The sequence below is a fragment of the Eudoraea sp. genome, from assembly GCF_039969275.1.
GTDB lineage: Bacteria > Bacteroidota > Bacteroidia > Flavobacteriales > Flavobacteriaceae > Eudoraea.
The window spans coordinates 184,793-203,274 of sequence record NZ_JBDVOC010000015.1 but is presented as its reverse complement, the minus strand read 5'-3'; the positions used below and the strand labels follow the sequence as shown (position 1 = coordinate 203,274).

Sequence of the window (18,482 nt, the reverse complement as noted above, 5' to 3'; positions counted from 1 at the left end):
TTCTTTTTAAGAGAATAGCTTACATTTGCACGGATTTTTAGAGACCCATTTTTATAAGTGATATGCGAAATCCTCTTTTGGTAAAATTCTTTCTGGTTTTCACAATATTCTTCAGTGTGACGATATTCGCAAAGGCAGCGGAGATAAGTGAAGAAGAATCCAAAACCGACCTGAAAACAGAAATAGACGAGTATATACAACACCACCTTAAGGATTCTCATGATTTCTCCTTGTTTTCCTATTCCGATAGTGAGGGAGAGCAACATCATGTTGGATTTCCATTACCTGTTATTCTTTGGGATAATGGTCTGGTACTTTTTTCATCTTCCAAATTCCATCATGGAGAAGAAGTAGCCACCTCAGGAGATAATCATTACAAATTATATCACGGTAAAATTTATAAAACAGACGAGACTGGGACTATTAATTATGATGCTGAACACCATGCTTCCAATATAAAACCTTTAGATTTTTCGATAACCAAAAGTGTCATGATGATAGTGATTACGGGCTTTTTAATGCTTCTTTTATTTGGAGGATTAGCCAAATCGTATTCTAAAAATGGAGGAATCGCCAAAGGTGTGGGAAGGTTTTTTGAACCAATAATTTTATATATACGAGATGATATTGCAATTGCCACAATAGGAGAAAGAAAGTATAAGAAATATATGCCTTTTCTACTTACTATTTTCTTCTTTATTTGGTTTTTGAATATGTTTGGCCTCACACCCTTAGGGGTTAACGTAACGGGTAATATTGCAATAACAACTGCATTGGCAATTCTGACTTTTTTGATTACCAATTTAACAGGGACAAAGACCTACTGGAAACACTTATTTGATCCACTGGGAGATTCAATGCCATGGTACGCTAAAATTCCTTTATATGTTATATTAATTCCGATTGAAGTTTTAGGAATATTTATAAAACCATTTTCATTATTAATACGTCTATATGCCAACATGCAGGCAGGACATATTGTTATTATGAGCTTAATTGGACTAATGTTCCTTTTTAAAAATTGGATTGGCAGTTCGTTGTCCTTTGGACTTGCATTTGCCATTTCATTAATTGAAATTCTGGTGGCCTTATTACAGGCATATATTTTTACAATGTTGTCGGCATTGTATTTTGGTTTTGCTTCTGAGGAACATGAGCATGCAGAGGCACATTAATTTGAATGTTTAATTTTTAATTATATATACTATGACAATTCCAAGAATTGTAGGTGCAGGATTAATTGTAATCGGTGTAGGAGTGGGTATCGGAAGAATCGGTGGCCAGGCTATGGAAGCGATTGCGCGTCAACCTGAAGCTTACGGAAAAATTCAAACAGCGATGCTTATTGTTGCAGCGCTTATTGAAGGTATTGGTTTTGCTGCACTTTTTGCAACTGCAGAAAACTAGAAAGATAACTAATGGTGGTAACGGTTGGTTACCACCATTAGTTTAATTCAAAAATTGAACGATTAAGATTTAATAGGTATGGAGAAATTAATAGAAGATTTTTCGTTAGGCTTGTTCTTTTGGCAAACTTTGCTGTTTGTGGCATTGGTATTTTTATTATGGAAATATGCATGGAATCCAATTCTGAATGCAATAAATGACCGCGAAGAGGGAATTAAAAATGCATTGGCTTCTGCGGAAGAAGCTAAAAAGGAAATGCAGAATTTAACTGCAGATAATGAGAAATTATTAAAGGAAGCCAGGGCGGAACGCGAAACCCTCTTAAAAGAAGCAAGGGAAATAAAAGACAAAATTGTCACTGATGCTAAGGATCTGGCTCAAGCTGAAGGGGATAAATTAATAAAACAGGCACAAGCCACTATTGAAAGCGAGAAAAAAGCTGCCGTTGCAGATATAAAAAACCAGGTTGCCCAACTCTCTGTTGAAATTGCCGAAAAAGTGATCAAAGAGCAATTGTCCAATAAAGAAAAGCAGTTGAAGCTGGTTGATGACATGCTTGGTGATATTAAATTGAATTAAGTTATAATGAGCGAATCAAGAGCAGCCCTACGTTACGCAAAAGCTACTTTAAACTTTGCAATTGAGAAAAAAGTTATGGACTCAATTGATGAGGATATGCGTAATATAGTGCAAACCATTTCTGATAGCGATGAGCTCAAAGAAATGCTGCAAAGCCCAATTCTTGAGGGCTCATCAAAAAATCAAGTTCTAAAGGAGATTTTTAAGAATGTCAATGATTTGACCAAGGAACTCTTCTCTTTACTTGTCTCAAAAAAACGGATAGGCTTATTAAATGAAGTTGCCAAAAAATATATTAGGCTTAATGATAATTTAAAGGGAGAGAATGTAGCTTTAGTCACTACCGCGGTGCCTTTAACGCCATCCTTGGAAAAGAAGATTCTTGCACAAGTTGAGAAAATAACGAGTAATAAAGTCACCTTGGAAAATATAATAGATGCAAGTATAATAGGAGGTTTTATATTGCGAATCGGGGATTTACAATATAATGCGAGTATCTCCAATAAATTAAATAATTTAAAGAGAGAATTTACAAATAGTATTTAAATAGAAATTACGAATGTAAAAGGAGTTAATTCCTTTTTATCATCTTAGATCTGAAATAAAATGGCAGGAGTAAAAGCCGCAGAAGTATCTGCAATATTAAAAAAACAATTATCTGGATTTGAAGCTAAAGCTTCATTAGATGAGATAGGTACCGTATTACAAGTGGGTGATGGGATAGCCAGGGTATATGGTCTATCTAATGCTGAATATGGTGAATTAGTTGAATTTGAAGGTGGTTTGGAAGGTATTGTTCTGAATCTTGAAGAAGATAATGTTGGAGTTGTACTATTGGCACCCTCAAGAGAAATTAAGGAAGGTGCTGTTGTAAAACGTACCCAGCGTATTGCTTCCATAAAAGTGGGAGAAGGCATTGTAGGTCGGGTTGTAAACACTCTTGGCAATCCAATCGATGGAAAAGGAGCCATTTCCGGAGAACTTTATGAAATGCCACTGGAACGAAAAGCTCCAGGGGTTATTTTCCGCCAGCCTGTATATGAACCATTACAAACTGGTGTTAAAGCGGTAGATGCTATGATACCAGTAGGAAGAGGTCAGCGCGAATTGGTTATTGGCGATCGTCAAACAGGTAAAACAACCGTTTGTATAGACACTATTATAAATCAGAAAGAATTTTATGATGCCGGAGAACCTGTCTACTGTATTTATGTAGCAATTGGGCAAAAAGCCTCAACTATTGCTGCTATTGCAAAGACCCTGGAGGACAAAGGCGCTTTGGCTTATACAACTATTGTAGCAGCTAATGCTTCTGAACCGGCTCCAATGCAAGTGTATGCACCTTTTGCAGGTGCAGCTATTGGTGAATATTTTAGAGATACAGGCCGACCTGCATTAATTATTTATGATGATCTTTCTAAACAGGCCGTGGCATATCGTGAAGTATCACTTTTGTTAAGAAGACCTCCGGGACGTGAAGCTTATCCTGGGGATGTTTTCTATTTACATTCAAGATTGTTAGAGCGGGCTGCCAAAGTGATAGATGATGATGCTATAGCGCAGAACATGAATGATTTACCAGAAGTTTTGAAGCCTATGGTAAAAGGGGGTGGATCTTTAACGGCCTTACCAATTATTGAAACTCAGGCAGGTGACGTATCAGCATATATTCCTACCAATGTTATTTCCATAACAGACGGGCAAATATTTCTGGAGCAGGATTTGTTTAATCAAGGAGTACGCCCGGCGATTAATGTGGGGATATCTGTATCGCGGGTTGGAGGTAATGCTCAGATTAAGTCTATGAAAAAAGTAGCAGGGACATTAAAACTGGATCAGGCACAATTCAGGGAATTGGAAGCATTTTCAAAATTTGGATCTGACCTGGATGCAGCTACTTTAAATGTAATTGAAAAGGGTAGGCGTAATGTGGAAATTTTAAAGCAGGCTCAAGCAGACCCTTTTACAGTTGAAGATCAGGTGGCTATTATTTATGCTGGCTCTAAAAACCTATTAAGAGATGTCCCGGTTAACAAAGTGAAGGAGTTTGAAAAAGACTATTTAGAATTTCTAAATGCTAAACACCGAGATGTATTAGATACTTTGAAAGCCGGTAAATTAACCGATGAGGTAATAGATACCTTGACTTCTGTTTGTAAAGATCTGGTGGGTAAATATCAAGACTAATCTCTGAGTTCACAATTTAAAAAATGGCAAATTTAAAGGAAATACGGAATAGAATAGTATCGGTATCCTCTACCATGCAGATAACAAGCGCCATGAAAATGGTGTCTGCTGCCAAGCTAAAAAAAGCTCAGGACGCCATTACTGCCATGCGCCCCTATGCCAATAAGCTTACAGAATTGCTGCAAAATTTTAGTGGAAGTATAGATAGTGATACTGGAAGTAAATATACAGACCAGAGAGATGTGAATAATGTTCTTATTGTAGCAATTACGTCTAACAGAGGACTGTGTGGGGCATTTAATTCAAATATAATTAAACACTGCCTATCAATGCATAAAGACAATTATGCGGGTAAGAAAGTTCATTTTATAACAATAGGGAAGAAGGCACACGACCTTATTGGCAAAAGACATGATGTTGTTTCTGACCATAGCAAAATCTATGATGAACTTACTTTTGATAATGCAGCAGAAATAGCTGAAGAATTAATGCAATTATATACTGATGAGTCCTTTGACAAAATTGAAATAGTATATAATAAATTCAAAAATGCGGCTACACAAATAGTCACCACTGAGCAATTCTTGCCAATATTGCCTATGGAACAGGATTCAAATACCTCAACGGACTATATTTTTGAGCCCACAAAAGCAGCTATAGTAGAAGAACTTATTCCTAAGTCGTTAAAAACGCAGTTGTTCAAGTCAATAAGAGATTCATTTGCAAGTGAACATGGAGCAAGGATGACCGCAATGCATAAGGCCACTGATAATGCCACTGAATTAAGAGATCAGTTAAAATTGACTTATAATCAGGCTCGTCAGGCCGCTATTACCAGTGAAATCCTTGAAATAGTAGGTGGAGCGGAAGCATTGAACAATTAGCTATTTATCAGTTTTTATTAATTGAATAAACTATAATAATCCCGCTTTAAGCGGGATTATTTATTGGCAAGATTAACATAGATGCTGACCTAACTTTTTTGGCACCAAATTTGGTTTTATATCTTTACGAAAGCTTAAATAAAAGAGAATTATGAAAAACACATTAATAATACTTGCTGTTTTTAGCCTTTACGGATGTTCCTCTCAAAAGAAATTAACTACTGACCCCCCTTTCAGCATAAATAATCCTTCATACCAGCAATATGCAGGTGGCAGGGAAGAAAGTGGCACGGGTTTTATTTTGCAATTATCAGTTGATGTAGGGGCCGGTAATGAAATAGAATTTTTAGAAGTGTTTTTCAAGGGACATGTATTGGAAGCAGAGATAAAAGAGAAAGGAGAAAACATGAAGATTATCTGCAATTATAAAGACACTAGAGAGGACAAAAAACCAGACATTATAATGCATTCAGATCCTAAAGAGGAAGTAGGTAATCAACCACCTGGTTCAATAAAAAGAGAAAATGCAGATTTTCCATTTGATTTGGACAAAGATGAAGCAGTTGTTAGTTATAAAATTATCACAGAAGATCCGCAAAATAGTAAAGTAGCCTATTTTAAAATCACGGGAATAAAGAAGAAACCTTCGCTTATATATCAGTGAACGCCAAACGACAGACTTTGTTCCATGGGTTTAAATACTTAATTTTAAGCCCAAATCTAAAAGCCATTGAGTTTAGTTAAAAAACTTTTTAAGCAAACATTCATTTATGGTTTGGCTACTGTGTTGCCTCGTATGCTGTCCTTTATTTTGGTTCCTATTTATACCAAAGTTATGCCCCCGGGATCATATGGAGAGGTGACATTAATTTTTTCATGGTTTGCAATCTTTAATGTGATCCTGGCTTATGGCATGGAAACTGCCTTTTTTAGGTTCTTCAATGGTGAAGATGATAAAAATAAAGTGGTTACCACTTCATTAATTTCTTTGGGAGTTAGCACCTTATTATTTACGATTCTGGCCTTGTTGTTGCAAAACCAAATGGCTGAGTTGTTAAATGTAGAACAGCGCTATATTAAGTATGTCATATTTATTCTGGCCCTGGATGCACTTGCGATCATTCCTTTTGCATGGCTTCGGGCAAATGAAAGACCCATGCGCTACGCGATGGTGAAAACGGTGAATGTGGTTGTGAATTTGGGGTTGAATATCTTTTTCCTCCTTTTGCTTCCGGGTCTGTCCAATGCGAATCCAGAAAGCTTATTGAATGCCATATACATACCTGATTTTGAAATATCATACATATTAATTTCTAATTTAATAGCTAGCGGAATTACCTTAATTATGATGGGTAATCTTTATACTAAAAGGCCCATAACTTTTGACAAAGCACTATGGCTTAAGATGTTAAAGTATGGAATGCCCGTAATGATTGCCGGAATTGCTTTTACAATAAATGAGGTTTTTGATAGAATATTGCTTGCGGATTTATTACCACAGGATATTGCTAAGAGTGAAATGGGTAAATATTCTGCTTGTTATAAACTGGCGCTTTTTATGACTCTTTTTGCCACGGCATTTCGTCTTGGGATAGAACCTTTTTTCTTTAGCCATTCCTCTTCTGAACATCCCCAGCGTGCCTATGCCCAAATCACAAATTATTTTGTTGTCCTGGGAAGTGTAATATTATTAACGGTTGTGGTATTTGCAGATGTTTTAAAGGTTATTTTTATTCAGGACCAGGCATATTGGGAGGCTATGCCCATAGTACCGGTGATAGTATTAGCGAGCTTTTGCCTGGGGATTTACCACAATCTTTCAGTTTGGTATAAAGTGACAGACAGAACGCAATTCGGCGCTTATATTTCTGTTGTAGGGGCATTAATTACAATTGGGGTTAATTATTTATTTATTCCAGACTGGGGGTACTATGCTTCGGCATTTGCTACCCTGGCGGCCTATGGAAGCATGATGCTAATCTCTTATTTCTTAGGCAAAAAGTACTATCCCATTCCATATAACTTTAGAAAAATAACTTTTTACTTAGGATTATCAATCCTGTTTGCAATGCTTTCTTTTTATGTGTTCGACAGAAATTTGATAATAGGTAGTGCCTTGCTTTTAGTATTTTTAATCTTACTCTATAAAATGGAAAATGAAACACTTAAAAGAATATTTTTGAGAGGTATAAAGGGCAAATAAAATAACAGATAAAATGAAAGTAAAAATTATCAATAAATCAGATCACTCTATCCCGGAATATGAATCGCCAGCTTCGGCCGGGATGGATCTCCGGGCCAATATATCTGAATCAATTACGTTACAACCACTAGAAAGGGCTGTGGTTAAAACCGGATTATTTTTGGAAATTCCTGTCGGATATGAAGCACAAGTAAGACCGCGAAGCGGTTTGGCGGCTAAAAAAGGAATAACAGTGCTTAATGCGCCAGGGACAATAGATGCAGATTACAGAGGAGAGATTGGCGTGATTCTTGTGAATTTATCCAAAGAAGAATTTACCATTGTCAATGGAGAACGCATAGCACAATTAGTGATCTCAGCACATGAACGGGTTGAATGGCTAGAAACAGAAATTTTAACTGAAACCTCCAGAGGTGAAGGTGGTTTTGGAAGTACAGGAATAAAATAAAAAGCCTTTATTGGTTTGGATTTATGTAGTCGTATAATATGAAGTTTGGGCTTAAATGGGTTATTTATATTTCGGGAATATTTATTTTCTCTCAGCTGAGTTATGCCCAGGAAGAAGAAAGCTCTGAAGTATTTTTGGAAGATTATACAGACGAATTTCAGGAAACATTTTTTGAAGCATTAATGCAAAAAGGGATTGAGAACTATGATAAGGCCATTAACCTTTTTCTTAAATGTAAAAACCTGGATAGCACATACAATGTTGTTGACTTTGAGCTAGCTAAATCATATTTAGCAAATAAGCAATATGTAGTGGCTCAGCAATACGGGATAGATGCATTAAATTCAGAACCTGATAACTTTTGGTATTTAGATGTCGTAGTGGAGATTTTGCAAAAACAGGGTAATAACATAGAGATAATTAAAGAGCAAATTTCTTTTGACAATAGTAAACTTAAAAAAAACCTGGCCCTGATTTACTTCCAAAGAAAGAGTTATCAGGAGTCTTTAGATATTTTGAAAGAATTGAAAGACTCTTCGTTTAAGGAAACACTTTCACGTAAGATCAAAGATTCTTTGGATAGCCCTAAGAGTGTTGATGAAATAAAACAAGCTCCTTCTGCCCAAAGTACGGACCTGAACCCTCTTTTGAAGTTTAAGGAAGAAATAGGTGAATTAATACGTATTAAGAATTATACTTCCTTAATTATCAAAGCAGATGCGGCTTTGGAGGAATTTCCATCCCAGCCTTATTTTTATTACGCAAAAGGGATGGGCCTAAATAGAAATGGAAAACAGAAAGAAGCAATAAGTGAATTGGAAAATGCTTTGGATTTTCTTATCGACGATATTGAACTTGGTAATAATATATACAGAGAGTTAGCCAATGCATATACAATTTTAGGAAACTCATCAAAGGCAAATATGTATCTTAGTAAAATCAAATCTGGCTCCTGATCTAATGAAATATAATACCTATAGTTGGAATAGATGGATCATAATTACCGTTTTGGCAATGCTTTCTTTCTCTTGCAAATCAAGTAAGGTAGTTTCAGCAGGCAAAGTGGATGAAAGGCTTACCACCAAGGCAATTATCAAAAATCATTATAAAAACCAATTAGAGTTCAAGACTATAAGCGGGAGGATGAAAGTTCAGTATACTGATGGTGGAGCCGTTCAAAGTTTTAATGTGAGCCTAAGAATTGAAAAAGGGAAAGCAATTTGGATGAGTGCCCCTCTGGGCGTTGTAAAGGCATTAATCACCCCTAAAAGAGTAACTTTCTATAATAAACTTCAAAATGAGTATTTTGATGGAGACTTCACTTATTTGAGCAAGCTATTGGGAACCGACTTAGATTTTAACAAAGTACAGAATTTATTACTAGGGGAGGCATTATTTGATTTACGGACAGAGAAATATATTTCTCTTGCTACGGAGGAATATTACGAGCTTAAGCCTAAAAATATGGGTGATCTGTTCAAAACTCTATTCTTAATTGAACCAAAGAATTTTAAAATCGCTACACAGCAGTTATCTCAACCCTGGAATAAGAGACTATTAGAGATTTATTACAAATCGTATCAGGAAAAAAATAACAGAATCTTACCTGAGGCTATTCAGATCACAGCAATTGATATTGACCAAATCACCAATATTGCCATACAATTTAGAAATATTGAATTGAATAGAACATTGAATTTTCCCTATAAAATACCAAAAGGATTTGAAGAAATAGTTTTGAAGTAAAATGAGAATTGCAAAGCAATATCCTGCATATATACTATTTGTTATTTTAGCGCTACTGGGTTCAAATGCATATGGGCAAACCAATGAGCAAAAAGCCCTGGAAACCAGGAGAGAACAGCTGCAAAAGGAAATTGAGGATATAAACAGACTGTTATTTGCAGAAAAAAAACAAAAAGGAACTGTTCTGGATCAAATGGAGGTGCTGGATCAGAAGATTAACGTTAGGCAGCAATTGATCCGTGTTACTAATCAGCAAGCTAACCTTCTTAACAGGCAAATAAATGCCAATATTCGAAATATTTCCAAGCTTCGGGAAGATTTAGATGCCTTGAAAGAAGAATATGCCATAATGATCCAAAAATCATATCGGAATAGATCCCAGCAAAGCAGGCTAATGTTTCTCTTGTCTTCGGAAGATTTTTTTCAGGCCTTTAAAAGATTACAATATATGAAACAATATACTCAGTTTAGAAAAGAACAGGGGGAGGATATTGTCAGGAAAACAGAAGAACTTACTCAACTAAATAATGATTTAACTAACCAACGAAAAGACAAGGAGGTTTTGTTGGCCCAGAATTTAAAGGCTAAAGGGGAATTACTTAATGAGATAAAAGCTCAAAAAAATCTATTAAAGTCAATTCGGCAAAATGAGAGTAATTATGCCTCCGCGATTAAGAAGAAAAAACAGGAAGCGCGAAAAATTGATCAACAAATAGAACGATTAATCCGAAGCGCTATAGTTGCCTCGAATAAGAAGGCGGGAAAAAGTGCAAGATCAAATAAGTTTGTTTTAACACCGGAAGCGACCCTGGTGGCAAATAATTTTTCCGCAAACAAAGGAAAACTTATCTGGCCGGTTGAAAAGGGGATTAAACAACAAGGTTTTGGCATATACAAAGATGCTGTATATCCCGGGATTAAACATCAGAGTAATGGAGTAATTATCGCAACGGATGAAGGCGCTATTGCCCGAGCCGTTTTTGAAGGGGAAGTAATTGCAATTTTGTCCGTACCGGGAGGTAATAAAGGCGTTCAGATCAAACACGGGAACTTCATAAGCACCTATTACAATCTTTCTGACTTGTATGTAAAAAAGGGCGATAAAGTAAGCTTAAAAGAAGAGCTGGGGAAGATATATACTAATCGGTATAATGGTCTGACTCAACTAAAATTTTACCTCTACAAGGATGCTACAAGATTAAATCCTGAGGAGTGGATTTACCGACTTTAATAATAAATAGGATATGGGATCAATAACTGATATTAAGGGGACTTTTACATTGCACAATGGAGTTAAAATGCCGTATTTCGGTTTGGGGGTTTATCTTTCTGAAGACGGGGATGAAGTAATAAACGCAGTAAAATGGGCATTAGAGACCGGATATCGTCATATAGATACTGCATCTATATATAATAACGAAGAAGGGGTAGGCGTGGGAATAAAGGAAAGTAATGTGCCCAGGGAAGATATTTTTGTTGTGAGTAAAGTTTGGAATTCAGACCAGGGCTATGATAATACGCTTAAGGCTTTTGACAAAAGCCTTAACAGACTTGAATTAGAATATTTAGATCTTTATTTGGTACATTGGCCGGTTGCGGGAAAATATAAGGACACCTGGAAAGCTATGGAACATCTTTATAGGCAGAAACGAATTAGAGCAATAGGAGTAAGTAACTTTATGCAACATCACCTGGAGGATTTAATGGGCACAGCAAAGATAGTTCCTATGGTAAATCAGATGGAATTTCATCCATATTTGGTGCAACAAAACCTTATAGACTTTTGTTCAGATAAAAATATTCAATATGAAGCCTGGTCTCCAATGATGCAAGGCAGGATTTTCGGAATAGACATCTTTAAAGAACTTGCAAATAAATACGATAAGACTATTGCTCAAATAGTCTTGCGCTGGGATTTGCAAAAAGGAGTTATTACTATTCCTAAATCATCTAAGCGGGATAGAATTTTGGCAAATGCTGATATTTTCGATTTTGAGTTAACTTCAGAAGATATGGCTAGTTTGGACAGTCTGAATAGGGATCAACGGTATGGCCCGGATCCTGACAATTTCGATTTCTAAATAATAAAGCTCAGAATGAATTTATTCTTTCATGAATAATGCCCTGAGTTCAGTAGCCTCATTTGGTTTCATTTTACCAGCCAGGACCAAACTAAGTTGTTTTCTTCTCAATGCGCCCTCAAAACGTTCAGATTCCAGCGCTGTTTCGGGGGTTATAGGCGGCACTTCAGTTGGTTTTCCAGTTTCGTCCACTGCAACAAAAGTATAAATGGCTTCATTGGCTTTGGTGCTTTCCCCGCTAAATCTATCTTCCATCCAGACATCAATATAAACTTCCATTGAAGTTCTAAAGGTCCGGGATATTTTAGCCTCAACCGTAACCACACTGCCCAGTGGAACAGAACGGTTAAACGCTACGTGATTAACAGATGCTGTAACTGTAATGCGGCGGCTGTGTCTTCTTGCAGCTATACTGGCAGCCCTGTCCATACGCGCTAATAGCTCACCACCAAAAAGATTATTCAATGGATTAGTTTCGCTGGGCAAAACCATATCCGTCATTATTGTTCTTGAATCATTGGGTGTTTTTGGCTGCATAATTTTTTTTTCAAAGATACGCAGCAATTGCATTGAAGAAAAAGAAAGAAACTATTTTGTAGACAACATCCAGGCGTCTTGTGATTCTGTACGCTTTACTTTCTTTAGAAAGATTAAAGCTTCTTCCGGATTTTCGTAACTGCCGAAAGTAACCTGATGTAAACCATAACTATTAACGCCAAGATATGTTGCGTTATAGCCTTTGTTACGCAATTGTGTAACTTTCTTATCAGCATTTTCCCGAATTCTAAATGCCCCTGCAATTATGTGGTGATTACCCTTACTTTTCTTAGTCACGTGGAGTTTAAGTTCAGGCAATTCAAGTGGTTTTGAGTTAAAGAATGTTGCTTCCTGAATATTTTTAGACACAAGGGTTTGTGCTTCCTCCAGAACGAGTTGCTTTTTGTTAAGTGTTTCACCATAAAACCTATAAGCTGTCATACCCGTTGCTAGGGCTAGTAATATTATGGCAGCATATTTAAAATAGGGCCTGAAAGAATTTCTTTCCCGTTGTTCTGGCGTAATAATAAAGGGTATCTTTTCTTCTAACTCAACTACTTGTTCCTTAAGATTTTCACGTGTAACCCCTGGAGACACAAAAGATGAAAGACCAAAAGAAGAGGTAAGGTAATTTACCTCATTTGACGGTTGAAATTGTAATTTACCTTCCCTGTTTAACCATAATTCACCTATAGACGATATTTTTAGCCTTTCTCCTGCATGTAATTCTTTTCTCCAGGCTTTGGTAACATCCAGGGTTTGCTTTAATATCTCCTCATATGACTTGTTTTCCGCATTGGCCATGTATGAAACCAATAAACCATCATTTGAGGACAATTGTTCATTGAATGATATTCGTTTTGATGGAGGGTAAAAGGTATTTGTTGACTTTAGAAGTACCGCAGATTTCATTTGCGTTAGAAAAGCACCAAAATCAGGAACTACAACGCAGTTGTATCGGTATAAAAGTTCTTGAATGTAATGCTCAATTCCCATAAACACAAAGATGAAGAAAAATTTGAGGGCTTCAAACTAGAGGAAAGAATTTTTTATTAACATAATATTTTATGTAATTTGTGAATAACTTGAAAATATTTATAAATGACTAAGGATGAGTTAATTGCAGTTCTAAGATTGCAAAATATCCCTCATATCGGCGATATTACGGCTAAAAAGCTGGTAGCTCATTGTGGCAGTCCAATTGCGGTTTTTACGGATAAAAGGAAACAACTTGAAAAAATTGCAGGAATTGGATCTGTGGCCTTAGGCGGATTACACAACAAAAAACATCTTTATGCGGCAGAAGTAGAATATGAATTTATTCTTAAAAATGGGATATCCTATTCATACTTTATGGATGCCAATTATCCTGCCTATCTAAAACACTGCTTAGATGGTCCAATCTTACTCTTTAAAAAGGGCAACATTAAGCTTGAGAATAAAAAACTCATAAGTATAGTGGGAACTCGGAATAGCACGAGTTATGGCAGGGCTTTCTGTGAAAAATTTATTGAGGATATAGCGCCCTTAGATCCTGTTATAATAAGTGGCTTTGCATATGGAATTGATATTTGCGCACAGCGAGCAGCTTTAAAAAACGGACTTCAGACCATTTCCTGCGTGGCGCATGGACTAAATCAAATATATCCAAAAGCACACCTTAAATATGTTGAAGATATTACTAAAAACGGAGGTTTTTTGACTGAATTTTGGAGTTCAAGTAACCCCGATCGGGAAAATTTTCTAAAAAGAAATAGAATTATTGCAGGGATAAGCGAGGCTACAATCGTTATCGAATCTGCAGAAAAGGGAGGCAGTCTTATAACTGCAGATATCGCAAACAGCTATAATCGTGATGTATTTGCTGTACCCGGGCGAGCAAAAGATAAATATAGTTTAGGATGTAATAATCTTATTAAGGGTCAAAAGGCACATATGCTAACCTCAGCGGCAGATCTGATTTATTTAATGGATTGGCAATTGGAAGACCATAAAACTGTCGCTGTGCAAAAGCAACTTTTTGTAGAATTAGATGATAATGAAAGGATAATCTACTCTTTCTTACAGAAAGACGGGCGTCAATTGTTAGATCAAATTGCCCTGGAATGTCAATTACCTGTATTTAAGACAGTATCCAGTCTTTTGAACATGGAAATGAAAGGAATGATACGGCCTTTACCCGGGAAAAAGTATGAAGCTATTTAGTTTAAATCAGACCAGGTAGTTTGTTTGTGCTGGATTTATGACGCTGAAGACACCTATTTAGGGTGTTCATCGATAAAATACACTAATAAAACTGCAGATTAACTTTTGCTCTTTGAGTAAAAAGCTTAGTTACAAACCAGGTAGTTGGTTAACAAAATTTTAGTATCCTACTTTATTCCTAACTCTTTCCAGAACTGTATCGGCTACTTTTTTAGCTTTTTCAGCACCTATTGATAAAGCGTCATCCACCTCATTGAGATGATTCATATAATAATTGAATTTATCTCGGGGAGATTTAAATTTTTCAATTATTAATTCGTACAAAGCTTGTTTGGCATGCCCATAGCCATAATTTCCATTTAAGTAATTAGACCGCATTTTAGAAATCTGGGCATCAGAAGCTAAAATTTGGTATAATGAAAAAGTGGTATCCGTTTCCGGGTCTTTGGGTTCTTCAAGAGATTTGCTGTCCGTTACAATACTCATCACCTGTTTACGCAGTTTTTTGTCGGGCTGAAAAATATTTATGAGATTACCCTTACTTTTGCTCATTTTCGCCCCATCTGTCCCTGGAATATACATGGTATCTTTTTGGACCTGAGCCTCCGGCATTGTAAAAGTCTCACCCATTTGCGTCTGGAAACGCGATGCAACATCTCGTGTCATTTCTATATGTTGTAACTGATCTTTACCAACTGGGACAATATTAGCATCATATAGCAAAATATCTGCAGCCATTAACATGGGATAGGTAAATAACCCTGCGTTAATATCTTCAAGCCTGTCCGCTTTGTCTTTGAATGAATGGGCTAAGGTAAGACGTTGATAAGGATAAAAACAGCTTAAATACCATGCCAATTGTGTTACTTGCGGTACATCACTCTGTCTGTAAAACACCGTACTTTCTACATCGAGCCCGAATGCTAACCAGGTGGCAGCAGTTGCGTAGGTGTTATGTCTCAGCTCATCGCCATTTTTTATTTGAGTAAGCGAATGCATATCAGCAATAAACAGAAAAGAATCATTTTTACGATCTTTTGCCATATTGATTGCAGGTATAATCGCTCCGAGTATATTTCCTAAGTGTGGAACTCCTGTACTTTGTATACCAGTTAATATTCTTGCCATTAATTTTAAATTACAGAAGCAAAAGTAAAAGAAATACGATTACCCTGCTAAAATTGTTATTTTTGATTTATGCGCTTACCTCTGCAAAATTTAGGGCACATTCTCTATCGTATTTGGTTTTATATCCTCGTTAGTCTTCCAATTTTTGTTTTTTCCCCTCTGCTTCTCTTAACAACCCTTTCAGAAAGGACTTATCCGCAATTTTTTTGGCTGGCACGTAATTTATGGGCAAATACTATTATTTATGGGATGTTTTGTTTTCCAAGAATATCTTGCGAGCAAAGGTTAGAAAAGGGTCAAAGCTATATGTTGGTAGCAAATCATACCAGTATGCTGGATATTATGATGATGTTAAAAACAAGTAAGAACCCATTTGTCTTTGTAGGTAAAAAAGAGTTGGTTAACATTCCTGTTTTTGGATTTTTTTATAAGCGTGTTTGTATTCTGGTTGACAGGGAAGACAGCAGAAGCAGGACAGCTGTATATAGAAGAGCACAGAAAAGATTAAATCAAGGCCTCAGTATTTGTATTTTTCCCGAAGGCGGTGTACCTGAGGAGAATATAATACTCGATGAATTTAAGGATGGTGCCTTTAAAATGGCAATAGCCCATAATATCCCCGTAGTTCCAATTACTTTTTATGACAACAAAAACCGTTTTCCATTCACATTTTATAGCGGAGGTCCGGGGATTGCCAGAGTGAAGGTTCATTCCTTTTTCAAAACCGAAGGATTAATAGAAAATCAAAAATCGGAATTACGGGAACAAGTTAGAACCGTTATTCTAAAGGAGCTAAGCGAATCCTGCTAACAGGGAATAATGGATTATAAATTATATACCAAACGGTTTAAAAGTATAGAGCATATATATTTAGGCTGCTGAAGTAATATTCCCATTTCAAATATACAGTTGATAAAAGTATCAATCAGTAGAGGTACTAAAATTTAAAATTCAGACCTGTATAAATCCCTATAGAGAATGGTTGAAAATTGCCCGATGTTTCTGTAAATGTGTTTAATTGATATTTAAACATAGGTTCCAGGTTTAATTGTAAGGTGGGTGAAAACTTATAATTCAAACCAAAACCAATATTTGTACTTAAATTGACATCATTAATATTATTTGCCTCACCCATCTCAACCGTATTTCCATTTGCCTCAAGAACGACTGAATTATCCACAAGAAAAAGCGAGCTTAACCCACCTATAACGTTTATCCCAAATTTACGGTCAAGCAAGGCATAATTTATCTCTAAGGGCAATTCTAAATAACCAAAATCCTGAATCATTCTGCCGTCCCGGGCAGGGCTCTGCACTGCAAATTCCAGGCTACTTGCCTGCTCTGATATTTTATTGTCCTCAATATTCCTTACAACCAAATTTTTTGAAGTGGGCGCATAATTTATATTGTTTATTTGATCGTTAGTGGATGCGGTAAGTGAGGCCGAAAAAGATATTTCATTTGTATCATAACCATAATCTACTTTGTGCAGCCCTGAGCGGATACTCAACTTTTTACTAATATCATACGAAACCATCAATCCGTAACTAAAATTAACATTACCGCTTTTGGAATTCGACACAAAATTTGAATGTATTGGTGAACCATTCCCAAATGAATCAAAATAAACCGGTGCAATACTGGGCCCAACAGACCATTTATTACCATTATTTTGGGCCACTTCAGTTTCCTGAGATTTCTCAATTTCATCGAAAATAGACTTTTTACCCATATCAGATTTTGGATTTTCCTGCTCTTTTTCCTTCACCAAATTGCTCGCTCCAGCGGCGATAGCGGCTTCTTTTAAAGGAGTATCGTTTTCGAGATCATCAGAATTAGTTTTCTCTTGAACTGCAACCACAGGGTCTTTGACCGGTGAATTGATATTGGCGGCAATTTCAGAATTGTCATTTTCAGGATTCCGCTGTTCCTTAATTATTTCGGTTACTTCATTTTCCGTAAGCTCGTTTGGGGTATTTTCTGAACGAACAGATGTAATTTCCGTTTCAGGGTCTGTAGTTTGAAAATTATCGGTATTTCGTTCTGTCTTTGAATTTGAAGTCTCAGATGACGTAGTAATTGCGGCCTCAATATCTTGCGTTCTATTTTTGAACATATCAGCCCCACGAACAGGTTTTGGATTTCCTGAATCTTTTGTTACCTCAGAAGAGTTTACCACATTATTATCTTCTTCATTATTGTCTGCCGGCAAAAGAGTTTCAACATCATCTGCCCTTGAATTATCCAAAGAAGGAGCACTTTCAACATCAGTAATTATTTGATCCGTATTTTGATCGTTTTCAAAAGGGATAAAAACGTACAACAATAGGGCAAAAATTGCCGCTACTCCCCCCAATTTCCACCAAATAGGAATAATTGGGCGCGACTTTTTCTTTTTATCCAGAGAGTTCGAAATTGCATTCCAAACTTTTTCGTCCGGAACCTCGTTGAAGTTTTTCAACTTCTCCTGGTACAATTTATCAATGTTTTCTTTTTTCATGGCTTAGGTAATTAAGCAATATTTTTGTTTTCTTTCTTTATTTTTTCTTTTAAAATCATCCTGGCCCTGGCCAGATTTGATTTTGAAGTCCCTTCTGATGTTCCTAATTGTTCACTTATCTCTTTGTGCGTAAACCCATCAAGGACATACATATTAAAGGTGAGTCTATATTTATTAGGAAGTTCCTGTATATAACGCAGGAGGGTGCGGAGTTCAATGTCCAAATATTCTGAATCAACCTCGGAATCTTCTGCGACATTATCTGTTACTACTTTCAGATATTCCTCTTTTCTATATTTCTGAAGTACGGTATTTACAGTAATCCGCTTTATCCAACCTTCAAAAGAACCTTTAAACTTATACTGACCAATCTTATCGAATATGGTCATAAAGCTATCGTGCAGATTATCTTCAGCCTCCGTTTTATTGCGCGAATATTTCAGACAGATACCGAACAATATTTTTGCATAATTTCTATACAATTGTTCCTGCGCACTTCTATCTCCTCTTTTACAATTATGTATGAGTTCTTTCAGACTCAAAATATTGGTTAGATTAACAGACCTAAAATAGTAGA

At 36.3% G+C, this 18,482-nt stretch carries 20 protein-coding genes; 15 read left to right on the top strand and 5 right to left on the bottom strand.

Annotated elements, in window-relative coordinates; genetic code table 11:
• The first annotated feature begins 62 nt into the window (after positions 1–62).
• From atpB to ABJH90_RS14890, 13 genes are all read left to right on the top strand, one after another.
• Positions 63–1,175 (top strand): F0F1 ATP synthase subunit A, encoded by a 1,113-nt coding sequence (gene atpB, locus ABJH90_RS14950; RefSeq protein WP_348140744.1) that lies wholly within the window; start codon positions 63–65, stop codon positions 1,173–1,175.
• Between the two features lie 31 nt (positions 1,176–1,206).
• Positions 1,207–1,407: an ATP synthase F0 subunit C gene (atpE, locus tag ABJH90_RS14945; RefSeq protein ID WP_019670925.1), complete on the top strand. Its 201-nt coding sequence runs from the start codon at positions 1,207–1,209 to the stop codon at positions 1,405–1,407.
• Positions 1,408–1,485: 78 nt separating this feature from the next.
• On the top strand, positions 1,486–1,986 hold the full coding sequence (locus tag ABJH90_RS14940) for a F0F1 ATP synthase subunit B (RefSeq protein WP_348140742.1): 501 nt from the start codon (positions 1,486–1,488) through the stop codon (positions 1,984–1,986).
• Positions 1,987–1,992: 6 nt separating this feature from the next.
• On the top strand, positions 1,993–2,532 hold the full coding sequence (gene atpH, locus ABJH90_RS14935) for an ATP synthase F1 subunit delta (protein ID WP_348140741.1): 540 nt from the start codon (positions 1,993–1,995) through the stop codon (positions 2,530–2,532).
• Between the two features lie 60 nt (positions 2,533–2,592).
• Positions 2,593–4,173 (top strand): F0F1 ATP synthase subunit alpha, encoded by a 1,581-nt coding sequence (gene atpA, locus ABJH90_RS14930; RefSeq protein WP_348140739.1) that lies wholly within the window; start codon positions 2,593–2,595, stop codon positions 4,171–4,173.
• Positions 4,174–4,196: 23 nt separating this feature from the next.
• On the top strand, positions 4,197–5,057 hold the full coding sequence (atpG, locus tag ABJH90_RS14925) for an ATP synthase F1 subunit gamma (protein ID WP_348140737.1): 861 nt from the start codon (positions 4,197–4,199) through the stop codon (positions 5,055–5,057).
• Positions 5,058–5,208: 151 nt separating this feature from the next.
• Positions 5,209–5,721: a hypothetical protein gene (locus ABJH90_RS14920; protein ID WP_348140735.1), complete on the top strand. Its 513-nt coding sequence runs from the start codon at positions 5,209–5,211 to the stop codon at positions 5,719–5,721.
• A gap of 66 nt (positions 5,722–5,787) precedes the next feature.
• Entirely contained in the window at positions 5,788–7,260 is a 1,473-nt protein-coding gene (locus ABJH90_RS14915; protein WP_348140733.1) for an oligosaccharide flippase family protein, read from the top strand.
• A 13-nt stretch (positions 7,261–7,273) separates the two neighbouring features.
• Positions 7,274–7,708, top strand: a complete 435-nt coding sequence (dut, locus tag ABJH90_RS14910; RefSeq protein WP_348140731.1) for a dUTP diphosphatase — start codon at positions 7,274–7,276, stop codon at positions 7,706–7,708.
• Between the two features lie 38 nt (positions 7,709–7,746).
• Positions 7,747–8,664, top strand: a complete 918-nt coding sequence (locus ABJH90_RS14905) for a hypothetical protein (RefSeq protein WP_348140729.1) — start codon at positions 7,747–7,749, stop codon at positions 8,662–8,664.
• Positions 8,665–8,668: 4 nt separating this feature from the next.
• Positions 8,669–9,454 (top strand): DUF4292 domain-containing protein, encoded by a 786-nt coding sequence (locus ABJH90_RS14900; protein ID WP_348140727.1) that lies wholly within the window; start codon positions 8,669–8,671, stop codon positions 9,452–9,454.
• Between the two features lies 1 nt (position 9,455).
• Complete coding sequence (locus ABJH90_RS14895; protein WP_348140725.1) at positions 9,456–10,685, top strand: peptidoglycan DD-metalloendopeptidase family protein; 1,230 nt, start codon at positions 9,456–9,458, stop codon at positions 10,683–10,685.
• Between the two features lie 13 nt (positions 10,686–10,698).
• The gene (locus ABJH90_RS14890) at positions 10,699–11,535 is read left to right on the top strand and encodes an aldo/keto reductase (protein WP_348140723.1); all 837 of its coding nucleotides are present in this window, start codon (positions 10,699–10,701) and stop codon (positions 11,533–11,535) included.
• Positions 11,536–11,556: 21 nt separating this feature from the next.
• Here the strand turns inward: ABJH90_RS14890 and ABJH90_RS14885 are convergent, their stop codons facing one another.
• Both ABJH90_RS14885 and ABJH90_RS14880 read right to left on the bottom strand, forming a co-directional pair.
• Positions 11,557–12,072, bottom strand: coding sequence for an acyl-CoA thioesterase (locus ABJH90_RS14885; RefSeq protein WP_348140721.1), 516 nt, complete (start codon positions 12,070–12,072; stop codon positions 11,557–11,559).
• A gap of 51 nt (positions 12,073–12,123) precedes the next feature.
• Entirely contained in the window at positions 12,124–13,068 is a 945-nt protein-coding gene (locus ABJH90_RS14880) for an SPOR domain-containing protein (protein WP_348140719.1), read from the bottom strand.
• Between the two features lie 105 nt (positions 13,069–13,173).
• Here ABJH90_RS14880 and dprA point away from each other — a divergent pair, with 105 nt between their 5' ends.
• Complete coding sequence (gene dprA / locus ABJH90_RS14875) at positions 13,174–14,277, top strand: DNA-processing protein DprA (protein WP_348140717.1); 1,104 nt, start codon at positions 13,174–13,176, stop codon at positions 14,275–14,277.
• Positions 14,278–14,436: 159 nt separating this feature from the next.
• Here the strand turns inward: dprA and trpS are convergent, their stop codons facing one another.
• The gene (trpS, locus tag ABJH90_RS14870) at positions 14,437–15,405 is read right to left on the bottom strand and encodes a tryptophan--tRNA ligase (RefSeq protein WP_348140715.1); all 969 of its coding nucleotides are present in this window, start codon (positions 15,403–15,405) and stop codon (positions 14,437–14,439) included.
• Positions 15,406–15,474: 69 nt separating this feature from the next.
• Here trpS and ABJH90_RS14865 point away from each other — a divergent pair, with 69 nt between their 5' ends.
• Positions 15,475–16,215 carry a lysophospholipid acyltransferase family protein gene (locus ABJH90_RS14865; protein ID WP_348140713.1) on the top strand — a complete coding sequence of 247 codons (741 nt, stop codon included), beginning with the start codon at positions 15,475–15,477 and terminating at the stop codon, positions 16,213–16,215.
• Between the two features lie 127 nt (positions 16,216–16,342).
• Here ABJH90_RS14865 and ABJH90_RS14860 read toward each other — a convergent pair whose 3' ends face one another.
• Entirely contained in the window at positions 16,343–17,905 is a 1,563-nt protein-coding gene (locus tag ABJH90_RS14860) for a hypothetical protein (RefSeq protein ID WP_348140711.1), read from the bottom strand.
• An 11-nt stretch (positions 17,906–17,916) separates the two neighbouring features.
• Complete coding sequence (locus tag ABJH90_RS14855) at positions 17,917–18,447, bottom strand: sigma-70 family RNA polymerase sigma factor (protein WP_348140709.1); 531 nt, start codon at positions 18,445–18,447, stop codon at positions 17,917–17,919.
• Positions 18,448–18,482 lie beyond the last annotated feature (35 nt).

What these genes read in the sequence shown, in the direction of transcription:
- ABJH90_RS14895 (WP_348140725.1), top strand. Translation starts at nt 9,456, where the DNA reads ATGAGAATTGCAAAGCAATATCCTGCATATATACTATTTGTTATTTTA.
- atpH (WP_348140741.1), top strand. Translation starts at nt 1,993, where the DNA reads ATGAGCGAATCAAGAGCAGCCCTACGTTACGCAAAAGCTACTTTAAAC.
- ABJH90_RS14890 (WP_348140723.1), top strand. Translation starts at nt 10,699, where the DNA reads ATGGGATCAATAACTGATATTAAGGGGACTTTTACATTGCACAATGGA.
- trpS (WP_348140715.1), bottom strand. Translation starts at nt 15,405, where the DNA reads ATGGCAAGAATATTAACTGGTATACAAAGTACAGGAGTTCCACACTTA.
- atpG (WP_348140737.1), top strand. Translation starts at nt 4,197, where the DNA reads ATGGCAAATTTAAAGGAAATACGGAATAGAATAGTATCGGTATCCTCT.
- dut (WP_348140731.1), top strand. Translation starts at nt 7,274, where the DNA reads ATGAAAGTAAAAATTATCAATAAATCAGATCACTCTATCCCGGAATAT.
- ABJH90_RS14940 (WP_348140742.1), top strand. Translation starts at nt 1,486, where the DNA reads ATGGAGAAATTAATAGAAGATTTTTCGTTAGGCTTGTTCTTTTGGCAA.
- atpB (WP_348140744.1), top strand. Translation starts at nt 63, where the DNA reads ATGCGAAATCCTCTTTTGGTAAAATTCTTTCTGGTTTTCACAATATTC.
- ABJH90_RS14865 (WP_348140713.1), top strand. Translation starts at nt 15,475, where the DNA reads ATGCGCTTACCTCTGCAAAATTTAGGGCACATTCTCTATCGTATTTGG.
- ABJH90_RS14900 (WP_348140727.1), top strand. Translation starts at nt 8,669, where the DNA reads ATGAAATATAATACCTATAGTTGGAATAGATGGATCATAATTACCGTT.
- ABJH90_RS14905 (WP_348140729.1), top strand. Translation starts at nt 7,747, where the DNA reads ATGAAGTTTGGGCTTAAATGGGTTATTTATATTTCGGGAATATTTATT.
- ABJH90_RS14920 (WP_348140735.1), top strand. Translation starts at nt 5,209, where the DNA reads ATGAAAAACACATTAATAATACTTGCTGTTTTTAGCCTTTACGGATGT.
- atpA (WP_348140739.1), top strand. Translation starts at nt 2,593, where the DNA reads ATGGCAGGAGTAAAAGCCGCAGAAGTATCTGCAATATTAAAAAAACAA.
- dprA (WP_348140717.1), top strand. Translation starts at nt 13,174, where the DNA reads ATGACTAAGGATGAGTTAATTGCAGTTCTAAGATTGCAAAATATCCCT.
- ABJH90_RS14880 (WP_348140719.1), bottom strand. Translation starts at nt 13,068, where the DNA reads ATGGGAATTGAGCATTACATTCAAGAACTTTTATACCGATACAACTGC.
- ABJH90_RS14885 (WP_348140721.1), bottom strand. Translation starts at nt 12,072, where the DNA reads ATGCAGCCAAAAACACCCAATGATTCAAGAACAATAATGACGGATATG.
- ABJH90_RS14860 (WP_348140711.1), bottom strand. Translation starts at nt 17,905, where the DNA reads ATGAAAAAAGAAAACATTGATAAATTGTACCAGGAGAAGTTGAAAAAC.
- atpE (WP_019670925.1), top strand. Translation starts at nt 1,207, where the DNA reads ATGACAATTCCAAGAATTGTAGGTGCAGGATTAATTGTAATCGGTGTA.